Annotated in this window: 24 protein-coding genes and 2 pseudogenes; 2 read left to right on the plus strand and 24 right to left on the minus strand. The window is 48.5% G+C overall.

Annotated elements, in window-relative coordinates; genetic code table 11:
• Positions 1-74: 74 nt before the first annotated feature.
• From ftsZ to cls, 15 genes and pseudogenes are all read right to left on the minus strand, one after another.
• Positions 75-1,241, minus strand: a complete 1,167-nt coding sequence (ftsZ, locus tag DXA20_RS07385; protein WP_118559832.1) for a cell division protein FtsZ — start codon at positions 1,239-1,241, stop codon at positions 75-77.
• A gap of 142 nt (positions 1,242-1,383) precedes the next feature.
• Positions 1,384-2,199, minus strand: a complete 816-nt coding sequence (locus DXA20_RS07390; protein ID WP_118559833.1) for a cell division protein FtsQ/DivIB — start codon at positions 2,197-2,199, stop codon at positions 1,384-1,386.
• A gap of 10 nt (positions 2,200-2,209) precedes the next feature.
• Complete coding sequence (locus DXA20_RS07395) at positions 2,210-3,391, minus strand: FtsW/RodA/SpoVE family cell cycle protein (protein WP_022306631.1); 1,182 nt, start codon at positions 3,389-3,391, stop codon at positions 2,210-2,212.
• Positions 3,392-3,417: 26 nt separating this feature from the next.
• Complete coding sequence (gene murD, locus DXA20_RS07400; protein WP_118559834.1) at positions 3,418-4,770, minus strand: UDP-N-acetylmuramoyl-L-alanine--D-glutamate ligase; 1,353 nt, start codon at positions 4,768-4,770, stop codon at positions 3,418-3,420.
• Positions 4,771-4,797: 27 nt separating this feature from the next.
• Entirely contained in the window at positions 4,798-5,772 is a 975-nt protein-coding gene (gene mraY / locus DXA20_RS07405) for a phospho-N-acetylmuramoyl-pentapeptide-transferase (RefSeq protein ID WP_022306633.1), read from the minus strand.
• 103 nt (positions 5,773-5,875) lie between these two features.
• Positions 5,876-7,634: pseudogene (locus tag DXA20_RS18365) on the minus strand (peptidoglycan D,D-transpeptidase FtsI family protein).
• A 55-nt stretch (positions 7,635-7,689) separates the two neighbouring features.
• Positions 7,690-9,663: a peptidoglycan D,D-transpeptidase FtsI family protein gene (locus DXA20_RS07415; protein WP_118559835.1), complete on the minus strand. Its 1,974-nt coding sequence runs from the start codon at positions 9,661-9,663 to the stop codon at positions 7,690-7,692.
• A gap of 30 nt (positions 9,664-9,693) precedes the next feature.
• Positions 9,694-10,230, minus strand: coding sequence for a hypothetical protein (locus DXA20_RS07420; RefSeq protein WP_022306636.1), 537 nt, complete (start codon positions 10,228-10,230; stop codon positions 9,694-9,696).
• Between the two features lie 54 nt (positions 10,231-10,284).
• Positions 10,285-10,413, minus strand: a complete 129-nt coding sequence (locus DXA20_RS17140) for a hypothetical protein (RefSeq protein WP_279222359.1) — start codon at positions 10,411-10,413, stop codon at positions 10,285-10,287.
• Positions 10,400-11,335: a 16S rRNA (cytosine(1402)-N(4))-methyltransferase RsmH gene (gene rsmH / locus DXA20_RS07425; protein ID WP_118559836.1), complete on the minus strand. Its 936-nt coding sequence runs from the start codon at positions 11,333-11,335 to the stop codon at positions 10,400-10,402. Before rsmH ends, DXA20_RS17140 begins: the two co-directional genes overlap by 14 nt.
• 46 nt (positions 11,336-11,381) lie before the next feature.
• Positions 11,382-11,807, minus strand: a complete 426-nt coding sequence (gene mraZ, locus DXA20_RS07430) for a division/cell wall cluster transcriptional repressor MraZ (RefSeq protein ID WP_022306638.1) — start codon at positions 11,805-11,807, stop codon at positions 11,382-11,384.
• Between the two features lie 449 nt (positions 11,808-12,256).
• Positions 12,257-13,257, minus strand: a pseudogene (gene ruvB / locus DXA20_RS07435) (Holliday junction branch migration DNA helicase RuvB).
• A 132-nt stretch (positions 13,258-13,389) separates the two neighbouring features.
• A complete protein-coding gene (gene ruvA / locus DXA20_RS07440; RefSeq protein ID WP_022306649.1) occupies positions 13,390-14,004 on the minus strand; it encodes a Holliday junction branch migration protein RuvA in 615 nt (204 codons plus the stop codon).
• 47 nt (positions 14,005-14,051) lie between these two features.
• Positions 14,052-14,303: a MerR family transcriptional regulator gene (locus DXA20_RS07445; protein ID WP_022306650.1), complete on the minus strand. Its 252-nt coding sequence runs from the start codon at positions 14,301-14,303 to the stop codon at positions 14,052-14,054.
• Between the two features lie 53 nt (positions 14,304-14,356).
• A complete protein-coding gene (gene cls / locus DXA20_RS07450; RefSeq protein WP_118559837.1) occupies positions 14,357-16,054 on the minus strand; it encodes a cardiolipin synthase in 1,698 nt (565 codons plus the stop codon).
• A gap of 83 nt (positions 16,055-16,137) precedes the next feature.
• Here cls and DXA20_RS07455 point away from each other — a divergent pair, with 83 nt between their 5' ends.
• Complete coding sequence (locus tag DXA20_RS07455) at positions 16,138-17,319, plus strand: ribonuclease H-like domain-containing protein (protein WP_118559838.1); 1,182 nt, start codon at positions 16,138-16,140, stop codon at positions 17,317-17,319.
• An 85-nt stretch (positions 17,320-17,404) separates the two neighbouring features.
• The gene (locus DXA20_RS07460; protein WP_118559839.1) at positions 17,405-18,280 is read left to right on the plus strand and encodes a LysR family transcriptional regulator; all 876 of its coding nucleotides are present in this window, start codon (positions 17,405-17,407) and stop codon (positions 18,278-18,280) included.
• A 29-nt stretch (positions 18,281-18,309) separates the two neighbouring features.
• On the opposite strand, the gene atpC is transcribed toward DXA20_RS07460, so the two are convergent.
• The 9 genes from atpC to rpmF form a co-directional block, all read right to left on the minus strand.
• Positions 18,310-18,729: an ATP synthase F1 subunit epsilon gene (gene atpC / locus DXA20_RS07465; protein WP_118559840.1), complete on the minus strand. Its 420-nt coding sequence runs from the start codon at positions 18,727-18,729 to the stop codon at positions 18,310-18,312.
• Positions 18,730-18,731: 2 nt separating this feature from the next.
• Positions 18,732-20,114: a F0F1 ATP synthase subunit beta gene (atpD, locus tag DXA20_RS07470; RefSeq protein ID WP_022306655.1), complete on the minus strand. Its 1,383-nt coding sequence runs from the start codon at positions 20,112-20,114 to the stop codon at positions 18,732-18,734.
• Positions 20,115-20,135: 21 nt separating this feature from the next.
• The gene (gene atpG / locus DXA20_RS07475) at positions 20,136-21,023 is read right to left on the minus strand and encodes an ATP synthase F1 subunit gamma (protein WP_022306656.1); all 888 of its coding nucleotides are present in this window, start codon (positions 21,021-21,023) and stop codon (positions 20,136-20,138) included.
• 24 nt (positions 21,024-21,047) lie between these two features.
• Positions 21,048-22,556 (minus strand): F0F1 ATP synthase subunit alpha, encoded by a 1,509-nt coding sequence (gene atpA, locus DXA20_RS07480; protein WP_022306657.1) that lies wholly within the window; start codon positions 22,554-22,556, stop codon positions 21,048-21,050.
• A 4-nt stretch (positions 22,557-22,560) separates the two neighbouring features.
• Positions 22,561-23,064 carry an ATP synthase F1 subunit delta gene (gene atpH, locus DXA20_RS07485; RefSeq protein WP_118559841.1) on the minus strand — a complete coding sequence of 168 codons (504 nt, stop codon included), beginning with the start codon at positions 23,062-23,064 and terminating at the stop codon, positions 22,561-22,563.
• Entirely contained in the window at positions 23,045-23,542 is a 498-nt protein-coding gene (atpF, locus tag DXA20_RS07490; RefSeq protein WP_118559842.1) for a F0F1 ATP synthase subunit B, read from the minus strand. Before atpF ends, atpH begins: the two co-directional genes overlap by 20 nt.
• Before the next feature lie 42 nt (positions 23,543-23,584).
• The gene (atpE, locus tag DXA20_RS07495) at positions 23,585-23,809 is read right to left on the minus strand and encodes an ATP synthase F0 subunit C (RefSeq protein ID WP_022306660.1); all 225 of its coding nucleotides are present in this window, start codon (positions 23,807-23,809) and stop codon (positions 23,585-23,587) included.
• 151 nt (positions 23,810-23,960) lie between these two features.
• Positions 23,961-24,662, minus strand: coding sequence for a F0F1 ATP synthase subunit A (locus tag DXA20_RS07500; RefSeq protein WP_022306661.1), 702 nt, complete (start codon positions 24,660-24,662; stop codon positions 23,961-23,963).
• A gap of 226 nt (positions 24,663-24,888) precedes the next feature.
• Entirely contained in the window at positions 24,889-25,071 is a 183-nt protein-coding gene (gene rpmF, locus DXA20_RS07505; RefSeq protein ID WP_022306662.1) for a 50S ribosomal protein L32, read from the minus strand.
• Positions 25,072-25,122: the final 51 nt, after the last annotated feature.

The following is a 25,122-nucleotide window of genomic DNA, read 5'->3' on the forward strand; positions in this document are numbered from 1 at the left end:
GCTGCCGCCTCACCGGTAGTTCCCATACTGCGAAAACGGGGCTGCCTTACGGCAACCCCTCTCGTTTATGTATTTTATTTCTTTCTTTGCAAGAATACCGGTATCTTTATCTCGCCACTTTCTGACGCCGGTCTGCTGTACGCAGGTGCACCCTGTGGAGCCGGTGCCGGCTGCTGAACCGGTGATACAGAAACATTCTTCTGAACAGAGGAAGCAACCTGTCCCTCTCTTGTTGCAAAGTTCGTCTTCGGAGCCACAGCTTTTGCAAAGCTTGGAATTGCTGCCGGTGTCTCTCCGTCCAGTCCTGTCGCAATTACAGTGATCTTAACCTTCTCGGTCATGGTATCATCGATCATCGCACCAAAGATGATGTTACAGTTCTCACCGGTAAGCTCCTCAATATAAGATACGGCTTCATTAGCCTCAAGAAGTGCCACATCACCGGAAATATTAACGATAACATGGGATGCTCCCTCGATCGTTGTCTCAAGAAGAGGGCTGGAAATAGCCTGCTTCACAGCATCCAGACACTTCTCATCTCCCTCACCGGTACCGATACCGATGTGAGCAATGCCCTTGTCCTTCATAACAGTCTGTACATCGGCAAAGTCAAGATTGATCAGTCCAGGCACATTGATCAGGTCGGTGATACCCTGAACACCCTGCTGAAGAACCTCATCTGCCTTCTTAAGCGCATCCTCCATGGAGGTTCTGCGGTCAACGATCTGTAACAGCTTATCATTCGGAATCACGATCAATGTATCAACATGCTCCTTTAAGCGGTCAATACCTGACTGCGCATTGTTCATACGGGTACGTGCCTCAAATGAGAATGGCTTTGTCACGATACCTACGGTAAGGATTCCCATATCCTTTGCAAGCTGTGCAACAACAGGTGCGGCACCGGTACCGGTGCCGCCTCCCATACCACATGTTACAAATACCATATCTGCACCACGGATAATATCCGTGATCTCATCCTTGTTCTCCTCTGCTGCTGCCTGTCCTACCTCCGGAGAAGCTCCTGCACCGAGTCCTTTTGTCAATTTCTCGCCAATCTGCAGACAATTCGGTGCCTTGCAGTTTAACAGATGCTGCTTATCGGTGTTGACACATACAAACTCAACACCCTGAATACCTTCCTCGATCATGCGATTTACTGCGTTGTTTCCGCCGCCGCCGACACCTATTACTATAATCTTTGCAGATGAATCTGACTCACTTGTCTTAATTTCTAACACGACTGCTCCTCCTCTTTTTCATATAATTTATCTTATCTGCTATCATCAGTTAATTCCTGTCTCAAACCGGAACAAATCAACATTCCAAACCTATTCTATATAATACTAAGAAAACACAGAATAATCAAGGAGAACATTTGTTTTATTGTTCCACGCTATCGCCCTCTGTCTGCCCGTCATCCGGCTGATCGGTCGGCTGTGCATCTGCATCTTGCGAATCCGACGCATCTGATGTTCCATCTGCCGGCGTATCCCCTGCTGTTTTCAGGATAATACGGTCTCCGGAGGTGAAATTTTCCATGTTGATCGTTCCCGCCAGATCCTTCTTGCGCGTCTTTTTGAGAACACTGGCAAGTGCTGCCATATCGTCATCATAAAAATCCTTTTGTCCCAGATAAACCTCCACCTTACCGGAATACAAAGTGACATTTCTCCCGTCAAACTTGATCTGGTCTACCTTCACCTTATAATGCCTGATGAGCCTGGACAGATTCATGATCGTTTCAAACAGCGTATCATCCTTGACTTCGAACGCTTCATTCATGGTAAATTTACCAAACTTGATGCCTGTAACCACCGGCACTCCGTCCATCGGCTCTGTCAGGCTCTGAAGCACAACACCGTCCTTATCAAAATAAATGTACTGCCCCATATATTTGACGCAGCCGCTGATGGTCTTGTCATACACATGCAGCACAATTCCGGTCGGCGAATCCCATTCCACATCAATCTCCTGCACAAACGGCAGGCAGTCCACATGTCCCAGCTTGCTCTTTGCCAGAAAATACAGTGTATGATAGGCGTATTTATCGGACATTGCCGATGCTATGATCTGCTGATCCGAGTAAATATCTCCACCCTCAACCTTCACCTGTGTGATCTTCAGGAAGAAAAAGGTTCCTGATACAATAAGCAGAATGCCGAGGATCACTCCAATGATTATCTTTATGTGTTTCAAAAAATTCCTCCTATTTCAGCTTGATCTGTCTTGAGACGCCAAGCACCAGTCCAAGCTCTAACATCATGATCGCACAGGCAGTGCCACCGTAGCTGATCAGCGGCAGCGGTACACCGGTGGACGGGATCGTGTTGGTTACGACCGCGATATTAAAAAGCACCTGGATCGCAATATGTATCATGGAACCGGCACAGACCATGCTTCCGAAAATATCCGGTGCATTACAGGAGATCATGACGATACGCCACAAAAGCACCAGAAATGCTCCCATCACCATGACAGCACCCACGATGCCAAGCTCCTCGCAAATAACCGCAAAGATCATATCATTATATGCCTCCGGAATATAACCGAGCTTCTGCATACTCTCTCCGAGTCCGCTTCCATGGATCCCGCCGGATGCGATCGCATATAAGCCCTGAAGGATCTGAAAGCCTCCCGGCGAATTTTCGATGTCAAGCCACGATGTGATTCGACCGGCACGGAAACCTCCGCCGATCATAGCATACGCCGCAGCCGCCGCAACTCCGACAATACCACAGACAATGAAGTATTTCTTACGTTTGCTCGCCACAAAACACATTCCAACAGCAATAACACCGACGATGATCGCCGTACTCAGATTCTCCGCCGCGATAAGTCCAACCACCGGTAAGACATAAACGCCGATCAGCTTTAAAAAGCCTGTAAAAGTATCCATCGAACGTCTGGACTGATAGATCGCATATGCCACAAACAGGATCACACCGATCTTGGTAAACTCTGAAGGCTGGAACTCTACACCGATCTTCAGCCATCGTCTCGCACCGTTATGCTCAATTCCGATCCCCGGGATCAGCACCGCAACCTGCATCGCAATACAGAGCCCATAGAAAATATAGATCCAGTTGATCTTCCCCAGATAAAGCTCTCTGTAATCCAGATTAGATATGATCAGCATCGCTGCCACACCAAGAATCAGTCCTCTCAGCTGCTGGGACACGAAACGAAACGGATCTCCAAAACGGCTGGTTGATGCCGTGTAGGAGCTGGCACTGTAGATCATCAGAATACCAAACAGCGCGATCGCCACCGTCATGAACAAAAGCATATAATCATACTGGCGGTAATAGCGTTCTCTTTTCTTTCTTTCACCTGCAGTGCTGTTTCTGCGGGAGGTTTGCTCCCGTCTGCCATTTTGCACTCTTGCCATATCACTTTCCATTCCTTCCGGACTAATTATAACTGATTCACATACTCCTTAAACAAAGTACCTCTCTGCTCATAGCTCTTAAACATATCCCAGCTTGCACATGCCGGCGACAGAAGAACCGCATCACCACTCTGCGCCTGTACTGCGGATGCCTCCACAGCCTCCTTCAGGGAACCGACGCGGACAATATTCGTAAACCCTGCTTTTCGTGCTGTTGCCTCGATCTTATCTGCTGTTGCTCCGAGAAGCACAAGGCATTTCACCTTGTCTCCAAAGGAAGCGATCCACTCCTCATAGGAGGACTGCTTATCATATCCGCCGCCGATTACTACCGTCGGTGTTACCATTGCCTCTACCGCTTTGATCGCTGCGTCCGGATTCGTTCCTTTAGAATCGTTATAATACTTCACGCCGCCAACCTCACGAACAAATTCGATACGGTGTTCCACTGCCTTAAATTCAGCCACTGCCTTGCGGATACACTCAACCGGAACACCCATATGCATCGCGATCGCCACTGCTGCCATCACATTTTCATAGTTGTGGACACCGAGCAGTTGCATATCATGAATCGTGCAGATCTTGATCTCCTCTCCATCCTTATAGATAATATCCTCTCCATCGAGCCAGATTCCACGCTCCAGCGGTCGCTTGCTGCTGAACCAGAAAATATCTGCCGGGATCTTTGCTGCCAGCTTCTGAAGATGCTCATCCTCATAATTCAGTACACAGATCTGAGCCTTCGTCTGGTTCTCGGCGATGCGCGCCTTTGTGTCAATGTAGCACTCCATCGTATGATGGCGGTTCAGATGATCCGGTGTGATATTTAAGATCGCACTGACCTCCGGCTGAAATGTATGAATCGTTTCGAGCTGGAAGCTTGAGACCTCGGCAACCGTCACAGAGGAATCCTTCATTTCCAGAGCGTACTCGGTATAAGGAAGACCGATATTACCTACCACAAATACACTGTCATAATACTCACGCAGAATCGCACCGGTCAGTGCTGTCGTCGTTGTCTTTCCGTTGGTTCCGGTGATCGCCGCAAGACGTCCGCTGCCACAGGCATATGCTAACTCAATCTCTCCCCAGACCGGTATCTTTTTGTCCTGAAGTTTGATTACAAACGGAAGATCCGTTGGTACACCCGGGCTTAACACAGCAAGATCCAATGTATCCATAACTTCCTCCGGCAGATTGCCGATGATCAGATCATACCCAATCCCCTCCGGAATCCTTGATACAACCTGCTCTCTGTCTGCCTTTTCGTTGCCCTCTAACACAACCGGCTTCGCTCCCTTGGCGGCCAACAGCCTGATCGCTGCAATACCGCTCACTCCTGTTCCTACTACAAGAACTCGTTTCCCTGTAAAATCCATGATTTCCTCCTATCTCATCGGTACCTTTTATAGAGCCGCCAGTGCGATCAGGCAAAACAACGCCGTCACGATTGAAAACACAGCGACTACCTTTGTCTCCGACCATCCACTCTGTTCGAAATGATGATGTATCGGTGCCATTTTAAAGATTCTTCTGCCGTGGGTTATCTTAAAATATCCTACCTGAAGGATTACCGACAGAACCTCCACCAGATAAATCATCCCTACGATCAGTATATATAGCGGCATTTTCAGAAGAAGCGCTGTCGAAGCAACAAAGCCTCCCAATGCCAGCGAGCCGGTGTCTCCCATAAAGACACTGGCAGGATACACATTAAATACTAAAAATCCCATCAACGCTCCCGCAACCGCTGCGCATACCGGTGCAACCGTACTTCCCGTACCGATCGCGACCACCGTAAAAAACACAGCAATAAGCAGCGTCACGCTGGATGCAAGCCCATCCAGTCCGTCCGTAAAATTTGTGCCGTTGACAGTTCCCACCATGACAAAAAATAAAAACGGAATAAACAGCCATCCCGGCAGAGCAATATATCTTCCGGATGCAATTCCTCCGGTAAACGGGATCAGCATCTGCATCTCGTAATGCAGGTGCTGTGTGTAATAATACACAAAAATAATTGTCACCAGAAGCTGCAGCACCAGCTTCTGCCATGCCCGCAATCCCAGAGAACGCCTCATAACGATCTTGATGTAATCATCGAGAAATCCGATCAATCCAAACCCAACTGTCGCAAAGATCACCGGAAGGATCTCCGGATAATCACGCAGATAAAGCGAGGATGTCACAACGACAGAGATCAATATGATCAATCCGCCCATTGTAGGCGTTCCTGCCTTTTTCAGATGGCTTTTGGGTCCATCATCTCTGACATACTGTCCAAACTTCAGCCACTTTAAAAACGGAATGACAATAGGACATAATATGACACTGATTGAAAATGAAAGCAGCACCGGTATCACCGTATCGAAGTAATCCATTCTTATTCCTCCTCATGCTTATTTCGGATTCTAATGGTACTTTGATACTCACACAGAGCCTTTTCATTCGTAATGATTATTGTAATCCAATCACCGCCAGAAATCAACCCGGCGCATTGGTCACGACATCACCTCTTTCGACACCCAGATAAGGAAGCGCATTGTCCAATAGTTCGGAGATCACAGGGGCTGCGATCGTGCCTCCATAATATATCCCCTGCGGCTCATCGATCAGAACCAGTGCGGCAACAACCGGATTGTCCGCCGGGGCAAAGCCCATGCAGGAGGCAATGTATTTATTGCTGCTGCGTGGAAGCTTTTCGGAGGTTCCTGTCTTGGCACCCACCTGATATCCCTCCACATACGCCTTTTTACCGGAGCCCTCAGACACAACGGACTCCAGGATCATCCGCATAGTTTCCGAGGTCTGCGCTGAGATCACACCCTCTGCGGATGGATAAGTAGCTTCTTTACCGCTGAACCATCACTGCTTTCGAGCTTAACGCCAAAATGGGGTGTAATCTGTGTACCGCCGTTAATGATCATGCTGATCGTGGACAGAAGCCGCACCGGCGTAAGCTGAAATGACTGTCCGAAGGACATGGTCGCCAGTTCAACCGCTCCCACATTCTCCTTCTGATGCATGATCGTCGCCGCCTCACCGGGAACATCGATGCCGGTTTTGCTTAAGATCCCAAGCTGGTTCAGATATTGAAACATATTGTCCACGCCAAGCCTTGCTCCCACCTCCATAAACACCGGATTGCAGGAGTTTTGTACGCCCTGTACAAACGTTTCCGAACCATGCCCGGTTGTCTTATGACAACGGATCCGGCGATCCTCCACGATCTTAAAGCCCGGGCAGTGAAAGGTATCTGTAAGCTTCACCACCCCCGCCTCAAGTGCCGAGGACGCCGTAATGACCTTGAAGGTTGAGCCCGGCTCATAGGTATCACTGACACAGGCATTACGCCACATTCCATTGAGTGCTACCTGCTTCTTTTTCTCCGAATAGGAGTCAGCCTTTTTGTCAGGCAGTGTATACGGATCGTTCAGATCAAACTCCGGCACATTGACCATCGCATAGATCTCTCCATTCTGCGGATTCATCATCAGGATGCGCACACTCCCGGCTTTCTTTGCTTCAGGACCTTTTCTGCCGCCTGCTGTGCAAACGTCTGGATATTAACATCAAGGCTTGTATAAAGATTTGCTCCCGCCACGGGTTCCACGCGTTCCTCCGCCTTGCCATCAATCTCCAGCCCTCTGGCAGTTGTCATGGTCAGGATGCTTCCATCCGTTCCCTGAAGATATTTGTCATAGGCAACCTCCATGCCGACAATGCCCTGATTGTCCGCCCCGGTAAAGCCGATCACCTTTGACGCAAATTCCGAATACGGATAATACCGCTTGTAGTCCTCATCCACCATCACCCCGGCAAGCTCCATATCACGGATCTTGTCAGAAATCTTCTTATCAACATTCGACTTGATCTTCTCAATGGAGGACACCTTTTCCACACGTTTGCGGACCTTTTCCTCCGGCAGATCAAGAAGCGTTGACAACACCTCGATCACCTTCTCCGGCTCCACAATCTGATTGTGGATCACTGAGATTGTTGATACCGGCTTATTCGAAGCAATCTCCGTACCGTTTCTGTCATAAATAATGCCTCTTGCCGCTTTAACAGCACGCTGACGCTGATGTACTTTCTTCGCTTTCTCTCCATAATAGTCTGCCCTGTTTACCATCAGATATAACAATCTGCCGGCAAGTCCTATCATTACAAGTACAACCATTGCATAGACAAAAAGGATCCTCTGTCTCTGTCTGGTTCTGCTCTGCTTGAGATATTCCGTCATCCACCGGATCACTCCGCTTCTACTGACATTCCTTAATATCTATTAGCAAAAGCGATTAATTATTCATTCCGGTATCACCCTCTTCATCATCTGCCGCCTTTTGAGCAACGCCATAGCTGCTATCCGAATAACCTCCCTCCGGAGCTTCCTCATCCAGATTGCTCTTTGCCGTAGATGGCAGCTTTAATTTACTTGCTTTTGTAATATCTGATTTCTTCCCAGATGGGTAGATCTCAAGCATTGGTAAAATATCTTTGAGCAGGCTGCTTGTAAACTCTGTCGCATAGGTACTGTGTGCCTGATCCTCGACGTTTGGCTCATCAATAACCGTATAAACGACAAGCTTTGGATTATTTGCCGGAACACAACCGATAAATGAAACAAGGTATTTGCCCTGTCCACGCGGAATCTTCTCTGCGGTACCGGTCTTACCACCGACCTTGTAGCCCTTTACGGATGCCGGATTAGCGGTTCCTTCCTCTACCGTTGCCAGAAGGAATTTGCGCAGAAGGCGGCTTGTCTTCTCTGTGATCACCTTACTCTCCACGGCATCATCCTCCGACTGTATCACAGCACCCGACTCACTGGAAACCTCCTCAACAACATGTGGACGATAATAATTACCTCCGTTGACAATCGCCGAAAATGCTGCAGCCATCTGTACCATTGTGACCGTCTGGCTCTGTCCGAAACTTGAGGTCGCAAGCTGTGTGGAATGCATCGTATCATTGTTAAAGACTGTTCCCGTTGCTTCACCCGGAAGATCGATCCCTGTCTTTCTTCCGATGCCGAACGCATCCATATAATCCAGGAATTTCTCTTTGCCAAGCTTTGCACTGATCTGCATCATCACATCATTACAGGAAACCATGAGTGCCTGTCCCAGAGAAAGCGCACCATGACCACCGTAACGGTTTGCCACACATTTAATATAACGGTCTGCCACCTGCTGTCCACCATCGCAGACATACGTGCTTTTCCGGCTTGCCTTACCCTCGTCCAGACATGCCGCAACCGTAATCGGCTTAAAGGTAGAACCCGGCTCATAGGAATCACTGATACAGTAGTTTCTCCAGAGCTCGTTGAGTGCCTTAAGCTGCTCCTCCTCGGACATCGCCGAAATCTCCTCCTGCGTATAGGCAACGGAAAGATTTCGCGGATCATTCAGATCGTACACAGAGTTGGAACCCATTGCCACAATGCCTCCTGTATTCGGATTCATCAACAGGCAGGCAATCTTCTTGGCACCGGTATTCTTCATAAACTTCTGGATATGCTGTTCCATGATCCCCTGTACATTGACATCGATCGTCGATTTAACGGTATATCCGTTGGTCGCCGCCTTGATCGTCTTGACCAGATTCAGTTCCGAATCATAATAACCGAACTGTCTGCCGTTTGTACCGTTGAGCATATCATTATAGGTATTCTCAATGCCCCAGGTTCCGCTATTGGTATCGGTACAAAAGCCGATCACATCACATGCCACCGTGGAATACGGATATTCTCTCTTGTATTCCTCCTCAAAATGAATACCGCGGATATTCTCATCCTTTTCCTGCAACTTCTCCATTTTCGTGACAATGTCCTTGTCCAATTCCCCGTATTCCTTCATCAGGTAATAACGGGATGTCGGATTGTCCTTCAGAATTTTGTCAACATCGCTGCCGGAAATGCCAAATACATTTTCCAGCGCATCCTTCGTCGGCTGAAGATATTTCTTGTCCTTTAAGATCGCCGCCGGATCGAGGAACAGATTATATACCTTCACGCTTGTTGCCAGCTTGTTGCCATTCGTATCCACAATATCCCCGCGCTTATACGGGATCGCATTGCTTGTGTGACTCTGCTGTGCCAGCATACGCTTCGTGTAATTGTCTCCCTTGACCTTATTCAGACGGATGATCTGCGCCGTCAGTCCAATGCATCCTAAAATAACAAAACCAAACACCAGCAGGATGCGAAAACGCATCCTGCGAGTGCCTGGTTTATTCTTGTAACGTGTATCTCTTGCTCTTCTTTTTGCCATTATAAATCCCTGTCCTTGTAACCCGGCCCGTTATTTTGAGCTTGCGGGAATGTCTCCGTACTGCTTCACCATGTCACTCTTTTTATTATCATATTTGTAAACCTGATTGTCAACAGCCTGGATCATACCCAGCTGACCTGTTGCAATCGCATAGACTTCGGAAAGATCTACGGAATCCATAACCTTCTGATAAGCATCGTCATTCTCCTGCTTGGCATCTGCGATCTCTGACTGCAGACTGATCACTTCATTCTTCATCTGCGTGATCCCTGACTGCACATGCAGATACATAAAGCCTGCCACAAGAACTAATGATAATGCAGCCATCAGAAATACAAAGGATGAAAATCCAATGGACGGCATCGCCACCGGCTTTGGCTGCGGATATGTCTTTGTTCTCCTTTTTCGCCCCGGCTGCTTTCTTCTCTCCGGAATCTCCTCCAGCTGATGTGCGAGATTGCCATACACATATCCGTTTCGTTCCTGTCTGTAAACGTCACGTCCCTGACCGCTCCGATACTGACCGCCACGGCGTGATCCGCTTCGATAATTTGGTGATGTCGCCATTTGTTACGCCTCCCTGCTTGATTGCCGTGTCCACCGAACACGGTTGATATCCCATCACAGATGATTCTGTGCCATTTTCTGACGGCGCCCGTAATCCGCGCCGTCAACCTTATTCAACAAACTACGGATCCCCCAATCCGCAAGAATTTGTCGTGCCGGCTGATCCGGCTTATATATGTTCAAATACTCTGAGCTTCGCACTTTTCGAGCGGGAGTTTTCCTCAAGCTCTTTCTCAGATGGAAGCACAGGTTTTCTCGTAAGCACTTTTCCTTTGGACTTTTTTCCACAGACACACACCGGAAAGTTCGGCGGACAGGTACATGGATCCTGCGCTGTCCGGAATGCATTTTTCACGATGCGATCCTCCAGCGAGTGAAATGTGATGATGCAGAAGCGCCCTCCCGGCGCCAGTAGATCGATCATCTCACTGATGTGATCCTCAAGAACGCTAAGTTCTCTGTTCACCTCGATACGTATTGCCTGAAATGTCCTTTTGGCAGGATGTCCTCCCTGTTTCTTAAACTTCATCGGTATGGACTGATCTACGATCTGTGCCAGTCTGCCCGTCGTCATAACCGGTTCCTTCCGGCGTTCCTGCACAATATGTTTCGCAATGTTCTTTGCAAATTTATCTTCCCCATACTTGCGAATCACCTGAAACAATTCGCTTTCTGTGTACTCATTTACCACAGTGGCAGCGGTTACTTCCTGACGATTGTCCATCCGCATATCAAGCGGCGCATCCTCACGGTATGAAAAGCCTCTCTCGGCAGCATCAAGCTGATAAGATGATACGCCAAGATCCAGCGTAATGCCGTTCACCTTCTCGATACCAAGGTCGTGAAGAACCTCCTTCATCGCCTCATAATTGCTCCGCACGATCGTCACACGGTCACCAAACTCAGACAGCCGCTTTGTCGCAGCAGCAATCGCATCCTCGTCCTGATCAATCCCGATCATCCGACCATCCGGTCCAAGTCTCCGGCACACCTCATAGGCATGTCCGGCTCCTCCCAATGTGCCATCCACATATATTCCATCCGGCTGCACATTCAAAGAATCGATCACCTCATGCAGCAGCACTGATTTGTGAGAAAATTCCATAATCCCGTCTCCTTTCAGCGGCTAACCACTTCCTGCTGCACCCTTCTTACAGAGAGATTCCGAGAGCATCCATTGCCTCTTCCATCGACATCTCACTGCCAAGTGTCTGTGCCTCAAAGGTATCCTTGTCCCAGATCTCCACACGGTTGATCATGCCGACAAAGACAAGATCCTTCTCAAGTCCGGCACTTTTGCGAAGCTTGGCGGGGATCAGTATTCTGCCCTGCTTGTCCAGTGTCACCTCCGAAGCAGAAGCCATTAACTGTCTCTGGATCATACGGCTCTGATGACTGGACGGCAGACTCTGCAGCTTCTGTGCCAGCTCTTCCCAATCGTGCTGTGGATATAAATACAGGCATCCGTCCACGCCCCAGGTGACATAAAAAAGGTCTCCCAGTTCCTCACGGTACTTCGCCGGTACGATAGCTCTGCCCTTTGCATCGATCGAGTGCTCATACTGACCCATGAACATCGCTATCACCACCTCTCCACTTTTTGGGTATTCCCTGACACTTTCCCCCACTTTCTACCACTTTCAAATTTATTTTAACTGGTTTTTGGGAATTTATCAACCCCTTTCCCGTAATTTATTCATTTTTTTGTCACATTTATGTCACATTTAAGGACAAAGAACAAAAGGGCAAAACCAGCGTTTTGCCCTCCAAGAATTGCTTCGCAATTCTCGTTGGCATTCCACCACGTTACGAGCATTTTCCTATACCGGAACAAAGCGGGCTTGCCCACTTTGCGCGTCACCGCACAATTGCTTACGCAATCTTCCTCTGTGCGGTGATCGCATCCTCGCGGAGCGTTTTCACATTATAGGAAACAACAAGTTTCCTATAATGTGAAAAACACCAGACTCCATAACTGTCTGGTGTTTCATTCCTTTTATGATATTGTTTCACGTACTTCTGCGCATTACGCTTCCTCTCCGGACAGCCCGAAATGACGGTACGCCAGATCCGATGCCATACGTCCCCGCGGCGTCCTTAAGATCAGTCCGTTCTGGACAAGATATGGCTCATACACATCCTCCAGTGTCCCTGCATCCTCTCCGATCGATACTGCAAGCGTCTCCAGCCCCACCGGCCACCGCCAAAGTTATGGATCATCGTCTCGATGATCTGACGATCCGTGTTATCCAGTCCCAGCTTGTCAACCTCTAACAGGTCCAGCGCAAAGTCCGTGACCTTTTTGTCGATCCTGCCGTCGTACTTGATCTGCGCAAAATCACGCACCCGCTTCAAAAGGCGGTTAGCAAGACGCGGCGTTCCTCTGGATCTTCTGGCCAATTCCATCGCACCCTCCTCGTCAATCTCCACATTAAGGATCCTTGCAGAGTGCTTCACAATCGCCGCCAGCTCCTGCGGCGTATAAAACTCCAGACGGTTCACAACACCAAACCGATCACGCAGAGGTGCTGACAGCATACCGGCACGCGTCGTTGCTCCGATCAGGGTAAACTTCGGAAGATCGATGCGTACCGACCGCGCAGACGGTCCCTTTCCGATCACGATGTCGATCACATAATCCTCCATTGCCGGATAAAGTACCTCCTCCACCTGGCGGTTCAGACGATGGATCTCGTCCACGAAAAGCACATCCCCGTCCTGAAGCTTTGTAAGGATTGCTGCCATCTCTCCCGGTTTCTCGATCGCCGGTCCCGCCGTGATCTTCATATTGACACCCATCTCGTTTGCCACGATGCCTGCGAGTGTCGTCTTACCAAGTCCCGGCGGACCATATAACAGCACATGATCCAGTGCATCGCCTCTCTGCTTTGCCGCTTCAATATAGATCGCCAGATTTTCCTTAATCTTCTGCTGTCCGATATAATCCGTCAGACGCTGCGGTCTGAGTGTCGGTTCCAGCTTCGCATCCTCCGCTGTAAATTCCGTACTGATCGTCCGTTTTGCCATTCTAATCAACCATGCCTTTCCAAAATTCGGTGTCCAGCCCCACAAGATTTCCTGCTGCTTCCCCTTCACACCGCGCCGGTACATCTTCTCTTTACACCGCGCCGGTTACGCCTTTCCTTCACGCCGTGCCGGTTACATCAGCTTCAACGCCTGCTTCAAAAGCTCCTCCGTGCTAAGCTCGTCTGCATTCGTAATCTGCCTGACTGCCTTTAATGACTCTGCCGCAGAATAGCCCAATGCCGCCAGTGCCTCGACCGCCTCTGCGGACGCCTTTGCCACCGGTGCCGTATTCTGCGTACCGCCGCGCTCTGCCGCCTTCTCTAATACGGCATCGACCGTTTCCCTCGCCGCGATCTTATCCTTGAGTTCCACGATCAGCTTCTTTGCCGTCTTGGCACCGATGCCCGGTGCCTTTGCGATCGTTGCCGCATCATCTGCCAACACCGCAAACCGGATATCGTCTGCCGACAGCGTTCCAAGAATGCTTAATCCCGCCTTCGGACCGATCCCGCTGACCGTGATCAGCTGACAGAACATCTCCAGCTCATCCATACTCTCAAAGCCAAACAGCTGCATGGCGTCCTCCCTGACATTCATATAAGTATATATCTTCATTTCACCGCCAATGCCCGGAAGCCTGTCCATCAACGCCCCCGACACAAGGATCCGATAGCCGATCCCATGATTGTCAAGCACCACCGCATCCTCCTCGATCATTTCCAGCGTTCCCTTAATATATCGAATCATGATTACTCCTTTTCCTATATAATTATAATGACTTCAATACACTCACCTCAATCCGGCAGCTTCTCAAAGCTCCCCGTCGACTCTCCCAGCCAGCCCTCTTCCATGAACTTGAGGATCACATAAGGATGAATTCCGAGCTCCTCGGAGATCTGAAGTGCATTGCTGTTGGGATATTCCTTCAGATACTTTACAATATCATCTAACTGATCTTCATCCTCCGCACGGCAGTCCTTACAGCACAAGGTCCGTATCTTGGAATGAAAAACCTTATGGCAATGCTTACATACATTGGTATACATATCAATAACCGCACCTTTCTAAAGTGTTCCGTACCACTGCACAGGCAGCCGCATCAGAACAGCGTTGCAAACAGATTTAACAGCGGCTGTATCAACTTCCAGACAAGCGGACGTCTCTGCCAGTCCTCATAGCTGATCTCCTTACTCTCCTGAAACATCTTCTCAAAATCCCTGTGAATATCATTCTGGATCTTCTCCCCGGACATCCACACACCATTCTCATAATGCAGGTAAAAGCTCCTGTAATCCATATTGATCGTGCCGACGATCGCCGCATCCTCCGTTAAAATCTGTTTTGCATGGATAAAGCCCGGCGTGTATTCATAAATACGCACACCACCCTTGAGCAGCGGACCATAATTAAAGTTCGTCAGCATCTTGGCATACTTCTTATCCGGGATATTCGGTGTCACGATGCGCACATCGACGCCACGGCGCACCGCCTCGATCAACGACTGCTTCATATAATCCTCAATCACCAGATACGGTGTTGTAATGTACAGATACTGATCAGAATACATGATCATCTGATTGTAAATGCTCTCGATCGGATTCTTCGGATTGTTGGCAGGGCCGTCTGAGATCACCTGACACCAGGTATCTCCCTGAACATCCTGCATCACCTTATATTTAAGATAATCCACATGCTCCTTGTCGTGACTGCTCGCCTCCCACATCTGCAAAAACACGACCGTCAGTCCCCAGACAGCATCGCCGCGCACACGGATTCCGGTGTCCTTCCACACACCAAAGCGCTCCACCAGATTAGCATATTCATCTGCCAGATTAAAGCCTCCGGTATATCCAACCTTTCCGTCGATCACCATGATCTTCTGATGCGAACGGAAATTCATATAAAGCTGGCTTGTATACTTCATGATCGGATTGAACACGCGTACCTCAAAGCCCTCATGTTCCAGAATCTGCTTAAAATACTTTCTGGTACGGATCGCCGCACCAAAGTCATCGTACAGAAACTTTACCTCGACACCCTCCTTGATCTTACGCTTCAATATATCATGCATTTTGTCCCACAGACCGCCCTCTGCCACAATAAAGAAGTCGATCAGTACAAATTCCTTTGCATTTTCAAGATCTCGGAAGATTGCCTCAAACGCATCCTCCCCCATCGGGAAGTAATCAACCTCATTCCCCTCTGTCAAAAGAAAATTCTCGGAGAGCATGAACTTGACCATACGACCGGAAACCGGATTCTCCTCCGCATAATCCACCCACAGATCATCGTCCTGCACAAGAAACTTATTGCCATAGCTGATCTGCCGCATAATATAGGTATCGAGTTCTTTTTTCTTTTTGCCGGTACGTCCCCACAGGAAATAAAGCAGGAAACCGGTCAACGGCAAAAGCGTAATGATCGATATCCACGCAATCCGGTACGACGGACTCTGATTACGGTTGATCAGCGCAACGATCGCCACCATGGAAGACACCTGGATCAGATAATACCAGACTGTGCCGTTCGTCCGGATCTGCAGGGAAAGCCACATTACAAACACGATCTGTACCAAAACAAGTAAGGCTGTCATAACCACCTTCAGAAAACCGCTGGTATTATTCTGTATCCTGCCCTTTAACTCCCTAAGATAGCTTTCCTCTCGCTCATCCTCATGAAAATATTTATCATTGCCCCGCCGCTGGTTTCGCTGATCCCATCGTTCGTACGCAGCGTCTTTATCGAATAATTTCTTCTCTCCGATCTCCATAAACACGTCTCTCCTTTTCGCTGCCATAAATTCACATTTCTTCTATTATATGATATCCTTAAATAAATTACAAACACGACATCTACGTTTTTGTTTAAAGGAGCAGACACATGAAGACAATACAAAGTACCGTTTCCACCCCTGATGAGCTCTATCCTTTTCATCAGCCGCTCGAACAGATCGCATTTTTTGATATCGAGACAACCGGACTGTCCCCGAAGACATCCTCCATCTATTTGATCGGAGTCATGCACTACAACAACCATAAGCAAAGCTGGCAGATCACCCAGTGGTTTGCGGATGATTATCAAAGTGAAGAACCGATCCTTGAGGCATTTTTATCCTATCTGGAGGACTTTTCGTATCTTTATCATTTCAACGGCTGCACCTTTGATATTCCTTTTGTAAAGGCAAAATGCCAAAAGCACCACATCGCCATTCCGGAGACCGTTCAGCCGCTTCTGTCAGAGACCATCTCCAGCCAGGTCAACGATGCCGGTGCCAATATTGATCTCTTAAAGGAGATCCGGCCTTTGAAAAAACTTCTCGGGCTCGCAAAAGCTAACCAGACCTATCTGGAACACTGGATCGGTCTGAACCGCGAGGACACCTATGATGGCGGGCAGTTGATCAAAGTTTATTCCGAATATATGCAGCAAAAGATTATGAAAAAACCAGGCGCTGACGAACTGGAGCATCTGCTTCTTCTGCACAACCACGATGATATTGCCGGCATGCTCTCCGTCTGCATCATGTTAAGCTATAAGGATCTGTTTTATCCGGTCAGACCGTTTTTTTCCTGCTCCTGCACCGCAGAAAACGACCGTATCCATATCTCCTTTCCGGTCAGACTTCCACGGGAAAGCACACTGTATCATGCCTTCGAAAAGTCCGACTCTTCAGAATGTATCTTCACAGAGCCCGCCTGTTTGTCTCTGCAAAAGAATCTTGCTACCCTCTCGCTTCCGCTGTACCGGGGCGTGCTGAAGTTCTTTTTCCCGGATCATAAGGATTATTATTATCTGCCGCAGGAGGACACGGCGATCCACAAAAGCGTTGCTCAGTTTGTCGATGCATCCTGCCGACGGAAAGCAACGGCAGCCAACTGCTATACCAAAAAAGAGGGCATTTTCCTGCCATCGCTTGCCGCAAAGGAAAGCAGTCTTGACAAACCACGCTTTTACATGGCATACAAAGCATCTCCTGCCTGCTATCTGCTGTCCGCAGATGACCCGGACGAACAAAAAGAAATGCTATCCTCCTACCTTTTCCACGAGCTTCCTTTCTTTTGATCATACTTGAATTTTGCAGATAAATCCTGTATGATATGAAAATATTGTTTATGATCGTTAGCATTCGAAAGAAAAGAGGGAAATCATGGAATTATTTCAGCTTAAATATTTTCTGACCGTTGCCCGGTTTGAGCACGTGACAAAAGCCGCCGAGAGCCTGCATGTCGCACAGCCTGCCGTATCACAGGCAATCCGTCATCTGGAGGAGGAACTGGATGTTTCCCTTTTTGACCGCGAGAATCATCATATTGCACTGAACAGTAACGGCAAATATCTGCAGAACCGTCTGCTCCCTATTATGTCTGCACTCGACAGTCTTCCGGAGGATCTCAAGGAGGCATCCCTGCAGAACCATCCCGTGATCCACATGAACCTGCGCTCCGCTTCTGCGATCATCACGAACTGCATCATCGCATACCGTGCGATCCACCCGGAGATTCGTTTTAAACTTTCCCAAAAGCCTGAAGATCCGACTGCCGACTACTTTATCTCTGCCGTCCGCTGCGACACGGAGCTTCTGCCCTCGCAGCATGTTCTGTTTGAGGAGGATTTCTATCTGGCTGTGCCGGCCAACTCAAAGCTTGCCTCCCATCCTTCCGTCAAGCTCGAGAAAACCGCAAACGAATCCTACGTCAGCCTTGAAAGCAACCGGCCACTGCGTACAATCTGTGACCTGATCTGCCAATCCATCAGCTTCACACCAAACATCGTCTATGAAAGTGACAATCCGGAAACCGTACGGGATCTGATCGCCGCCGGTCTCGGTGTCGGCTTCTGGCCGCAATACTGCTGGAAGAAACCCGATCCGACGCAGGTGGCACTTGTGCCGATCGACAATTCTTCCTGCTGCCGCAAGGTCGTCGCATCGATTCCAAAAGCATCAACGCAGAATCCTGCGATCATGGAATTTCATACATATCTGACTGACTGGATCAACAAAAACCTGATATCCGGCAATTAGCCGCCGGATATCAGGTTTTTTGGTCTAAATTATATTCTCATATCATCCTTGCTGCTGTAACGCAGACGCGACATGGCTCTTGCAAGCGATGCCTTTGACATGTAATACTCCTTAATGCTTTGTTTCTGTCTGAGCTGCTCTCTCGCACGCTCCTCGGCCTCCTTCGCTCTCCGGACGTCAATCTCCTCCGGATGCTCTGCCGTATCCACCAGTATACTGACACGATTATTGATCACCTGCGCAAACCCGGTTCCAACCACACCGGTGATCCATTCTCCATCCTCTGTCTGAATGCGAAGCTCTCCTACCTCAACCGCAAAAACCATGTTTTCATGATGCGCCTGAATTTCCTTATCACCATCCTCCAGAGGGATCACCACCTGCTTACATCGTCCCTCAAAAAAGACTCTGTCACAGGCAGTTACATTTAACAGAAATGTATTATCCATACTTACTTCCTGCCTTTCTCAATTACCTCATCAATCGTACCAACATTGAAAAATGCCTGCTCCGGATAATCGTCCATCTCTCCGTCAATGATCATTTTAAAACCGCGTACCGTTTCTTTAAGCGGAACATATTTGCCCGGAACACCGGTAAAGGTCTCTGCCACATGGAACGGCTGCGACAGGAAACGCTGAATCTTTCTTGCACGGTAAACCGTAATCTTATCCTCCTCGGAAAGCTCCTCCATGCCAAGGATTGCAATGATATCCTGAAGCTCTGTATATTTCTGCAGAATCTCCTGAACACGGCGTGCCGTCTCATAATGCTCCTTGCCGACAATGTCCTCCTCCAGAATACGCGAGTTGGATTCCAGCGGATCGACTGCCGGATAAATTCCCTGCTCCACAATCTTTCTGGAAAGCACCGTTGTCGCATCCAGATGGGCGAAAGTAGTCGCCGGAGCCGGATCAGTCAGATCATCCGCAGGCACATAGACTGCCTGTACCGAAGTAACGGAACCGTTCTTTGTCGATGCGATCCGCTCCTGAAGCTCACCAACCTCATTGGCAAGCGTCGGCTGATATCCTACTGCGGACGGCATACGTCCCAACAGGGCGGACACCTCAGAACCCGCCTGTACAAAACGGAAGATATTATCAATGAATAAAAGCACATCCTGATGCTCCTCATCACGGAAATATTCTGCCATCGTAAGTCCTGTCTCAGCCACACGCATACGTGCTCCGGGCGGCTCATTCATCTGTCCGAACACCAGTGCTGTTTTGTTTAATACGCCGGACTCTTTCATTTCAGACCAGAGATCATTTCCCTCACGGGAACGCTCACCCACACCGGTGAAAATAGAATATCCACCATGCTCCGTGGCAACGTTCTGGATCAGCTCCTGGATCAGCACAGTCTTGCCGACACCGGCGCCACCGAACAGACCAATCTTACCGCCCTTGGCATACGGAGCCAGAAGGTCAATAACTTTAATTCCTGTCTCCAGCACCTCAACAGCCGGACTCTGCTCCTCAAAGCCCGGTGCATCCCTGTGAATGCACCAGTGCTGTTCATCCTTAAGAGATTCGCCTTTATCAATAGTATCTCCCAACACATTGAACAGACGTCCCAAAGTCTTTTCACCAACCGGAACCTTAATACCGCTGCCGGTTGCAACGACCTCCATATCCTTATGAAGTCCCTCGCTGGATGCCAGCATGATACAACGCACCGTATTGTTACCGATATGCTGTGCCACCTCCATGACACATCGTTTTCCATCATTATCTACTTCCAAAGCATCCTTGATATAAGGAAGATCGCTGTCCTCAAACTCCACATCAATGACAGGACCTGATATCTGAACTATTTTTCCCTTCTTCATATTCATCCTCATTTCTGCACTTTACTTTTTGCGTTTCTGTGCCTTTGCACCACTGATAACCTCTGTGATCTCCTGCGTGATCGCCGCCTGACGCACACGGTTGTATTCGATGGAAAGCTGCGCCAGAATCTGTCTGGCACTGTCGGTTGCCGACTGCATTGCCATCATACGTGCGTTGTGCTCGCTCGCATAGGATTCCACCAGAGCGCCGTAAATGAAGCCATTTACATAGTTGGGAACCAGATGATTTAAGATCTTTTCCCAGGACGGCTGCGGCGTCAGCGTCTCCTGATACACATCCACAGGAAGCTTCTCCGCAAACTTATCCTTTTCCAACGGCAGAAGCTTTCGCTTTTCCGCCACGGCTGTTACGGCATTTTCCATTCGTGTGTATAAAATATACACCTCATCAAGCTCTCCCTTCCGGTACCGCTCGATAATGTCATCCGTGATCATGCGGGCTCTGTGAAGGCTCGGATCCTGCACCGTATATTTGAAATGCTTGTGAACCCTGAGTCCCTCTCTCGCAAAATATTGTCTTCCAAGTTCTCCCAGAACGAAAAGACTGTTCTTGCCTCCCTGCTCAAAAAGGGAATGTGCCATTTTGAATATATTGTGATTGTAGGCTCCGGCAAGACCTTTGTCTGCCGTGACTACAATATAGCCAACCTTCTTATCTTCTGCCGGAATCTTTCCGGTATCCTTAAAATAAATGCTTTCCAGATCCGGCGTGTGACGCAGGATACGCTGAAATGCCTGCTGCAACGTATAGAAATACGGTTCTGTATCCGCCAGCTTTTTCTTTGCCTTCTGCAGCTTTGTGGAAGAGATCATATACATCGCATTTGTTATCTTCATCGTATCCTTGATACTTTTCATACGCTTTTGTATTTCTTTCGTATTCGCCATGTTCGTCTCCAATCTATGTGCTGCTTATTTAGCCTGCTCCAGAAACTCTCCGGCCACGTTAAGAATCTGCTGTCTCAGTTCATCGGTAAGTACCTTATCTTTCTGAATCGTCTCACCGATCTCCGGGTGAACATCCTCAAAATACTGCAAAAGCTTTCCCTGAGTCTCCTTGATCTGTTCCTTCGGAATAGTAAGAAACAGCTTTCCGGTCGCAGCCACAAGCGTGATCACCTGCTCTGCCAAAGACATCGGATGACCAAGCGGCTGTTTCAAAAGCTCCATCAGACCGTTACCGTAAGCAAGCTGCTGCTTCGTCTCTTCATCAAGATCGGAGCTGAACTGTGTAAACACCTCCATCTCACGGAACTGCGCGAGATCGATACGGATCGTACCGGACGCACTCTTCATTGCCTTAGTCTGTGCAGCTCCACCGACACGGGATACAGAAAGGCCTACGTTGACCGCAGGACGCATACCCGAGAAGAAAAGGTCACTCTCCAGGAAAATCTGTCCGTCTGTAATAGAAATTACATTGGTCGGAATATATGCCGAAACATCGCCTGCCTGCGTCTCGATGATCGGCAGTGCCGTGATCGAACCGCCGCCAAGCTCATCGCTTAACCGGCTGGAACGCTCCAGCAGACGGGAATGCAAATAGAATACATCACCCGGATAAGCCTCACGTCCCGGAGATCTCTCCAGCAGCAGGGACAGTGCACGGTATGCGACCGCATGCTTTGACAGATCGTCATACACAATCAGAACATCCTTACCCTGATACATAAAATACTCCGCCAGAGCAGTGCCGGAATACGGAGCAATATACTCTAACGATGCGGACTCACTGGCTGTCGCCGAAAGCACGATGGAATACTCCATCGCATCGTTTTTCTCCAGTGTATTTACCAGCTTTGCCACGGTCGATGCCTTCTGACCGATCGCTACATAGATACAGATCACATCCTTGCCCTTCTGGTTCAGGATTGCATCCATCGCGATCGATGTCTTACCGGTCTGACGGTCTCCAATGATAAGCTCTCTCTGTCCACGTCCGATCGGGAACATCGAATCGATTGCCAGAATACCGGTCTCCAACGGTTCTGTAACCGATTTACGGTCAATGATTCCCGGTGCATCGCACTCGATCGCCCGATAGTCTGACGCCTCAATGTCGCCCTTTCCATCAATCGGCGCACCCAGCGCATTGACAACTCTTCCAAGATAGTTGTCTCCGACCGGAATGCCGGCACGCTTCATGGTACGCGTTACCTTCATTCCCTCGCGGATCCCGTTGTCCTTTCCAAGAACGATACAGCCGATCTGCGTACGCTGAATATCCTGTACCATTCCCTTCACGCCATTTTCAAAAATGACGATCTCGCCGTACATTGCATGTTCCATTCCATAGATCGTGGCAATCCCGTCACCAACCCAGATCACGGTACCTACCTCATGCTCGCGGCTTTCCATTTCATAATGTTCAATCTCGCTTTTTAAAATTGATATAATATTTTCTGAGCTGATCGCACTCACATTATCATCTCCTAGCCATTTTTTCTCTCAGACAGTTGATGCTTCCCCGCAGGCTCCGGTCAATCTCCAGATCGCCGATACGGATCACAAACCCGCCGACAAGCTCCGGCCGGGATTCCAACGCAAGTGTTACCTCGCTGCATTTTAACTGACTGCACAATCTTTTCTCTATCAGGGCTAACTGCTCCTCATCGGGCTTTTCCACATAATACAGGATGCCTCTGCGAATGTTATGACTGTCGTCATAGCACTCCTCATACGACTGAAAAATTTCTTTTAACAGTGCCTCCTCATGATGCTCCGATACCACCTTCAGAAACGGCTGCATCTTCTCCGGAAATATTTTCTCGATCAGATGCTTCTTCGCCTCCCCGGATACCACCGGACTGTTCATCGCCTCCCGAAGCGGCTCACTGCCATTCCAGATTTCTTCCGTCTGTTTTATATCCTGTCTGTCGATTCCCAGCAGAAACAGTACCTTTCCATAATTAATTGCTATCTGCTTCATGGGCTTCACCTGCTCCTGCTATATAGCTGTCATATATGGAACGATTTGCGACGCTGCCTGCATTCTCTGACAATATCTTTTCGGCAGCAGCCATGGCAACCTGTGCCACCTGCTTCTGCATGCCGTCCAGCGCCCTCTGCTTCTCAAGCTCGACATCTTTTCTTGCCTTGTCCACAATATGACCTGCCTGTTTCTCTGCTTCCATCACTCTGCTTTCATATTCTCTCTGCGCACGCTGTCTGGAATCCTCCAAAATCCTCCGGGATTCCCCCTTCGCATCTGCAAGCAATCCCTCATACTGTCCTTTCAACTGCATTGCCTGCTCTTCCTTTCCTGCAGCCGATGCAAACTGACCATCGATCATCTGCTTTCTCTGCTCTAACACAGACTGGATCGGACCGATCAGGAAGTGGCGCAGCGCCGCATAGAGAATCAGCAGGTTGATCAATGTAAAGACAATTCCGTCTAAACGTAACATATTACATCGCCAGCCTTTCTCTTTGTTTGCTTCCTCATGCTGTTATTTCAGAAGAAGAATGATCAGCAGCGCGATTACAAAACCATAAATAGCGGTTGCCTCTGCAAGAGCACATCCGAGTACCAGATTGATCTTGATCTTTGGCTCTGCCTCCGGCTGTCTTGCAATGGCATCCACTGCCTTTGAGGTTGCCAGACCAATTCCGATTCCTGCTCCAATACCTGTTAAAACTGCGATTCCTGCTCCAATTGCGATTAACTGTGTCATAATTATCCTCATTTCTGTGCTGCGTTCATATTTTATGGATGTCGGTTTCACCGGCAGCACTCCGTGAAACCTGCGGGTAAATTTGTTCTTATTTCTGCTCTTCTTACTTTGTTCGTTCTCTTCTCTTTTCTCTTACACTCTTACTTTTTGCTTATTCAACCGCCACTGCTTCTCCGATATACAAGGATGTCAGAAAGACGAATACAAACGCCTGTATCAGACCATCAAAGATATCAAAATAGCAGCTGAATACTGCCGGCAGCACCGCCGGAACTACAAGCTTGATCAGCTCCATAACTACATAGGATCCCAGCACATTTCCAAACAGTCGCATACAAAGCGAAAGCGGTCTGGTAAACACCTCCAGCAGATTGATCGGTGCAACGATCCAAATGGGTTCTCCAAAGCTTTTCAGCCAGCCTTTGCCTCCTTTTTGACGTATCCCGGCAATCTCTACGACCAGAATACTCATGATTGCCATGCCTGCCGTAACACCCATATCCTTTGTGGGCGGTTTGAAACCGATCAGGCCGATCAGATTAGCGATTGCAATGTAGATCAGAATACTGATCAGATACGGCAGATACTTTAATCCATTCTGTCCCAGTAATTCACCAAAGAAATTCTCTGCTGCCTGATAACCTGCTTCCAGTGCAAGCTGTACCTTTCCCGGATTATCAACACTCAGATTTCTGGTTAATAATATGGAGACAATGATCAATACTGCCATGATCAGCCATGTTACAACGACCGATTCCGGAACTGCGATCCCACCTCCGATCGGGATGGTGAATGCCGTGTTACAATTTAATTCCTCCAACAGTTCCTTTGTTAATTCCTCCGTAGTACTCACTTCCCTTCCTGGCTTTTTGCCACGTTTTTCATTATATGCATGCCGTTTCAAATGTCTAATAACTTATAATTATTTTGTCATATCGAACAATTATCATTACCTCTAAACGCACAAAAACAGGGCAAAACAAGCGTTTTGCCCTGTCAGAATATACGTCAAAAATTCCTGTAAAATAAAAAAAGAAGCACCGCCGGAGCGGTACCTCTTTATGTTCGTGAAAATGAAATTATTCTGCGTTTGCAAGAATCTCTTTCTTGTTGTAGCTTCCGCATGCCTTGCATACTCTATGTGGCATCATCAGAGCGCCACACTTGCTGCACTTTACAAGATTTGGAGCAGTCATTTTCCAATTAGCTCTTCTACGATCTCTTCTTCCCTTAGAAGATTTATTCTTTGGACAGATAGACATTTTCTTACACCTCCTACTGTTATCCTACTTACTTTTTACAACACTTTCTCG

The organism is Roseburia sp. AM59-24XD (assembly GCF_003478445.1).
Lineage (GTDB): Bacteria > Bacillota > Clostridia > Lachnospirales > Lachnospiraceae > Jutongia.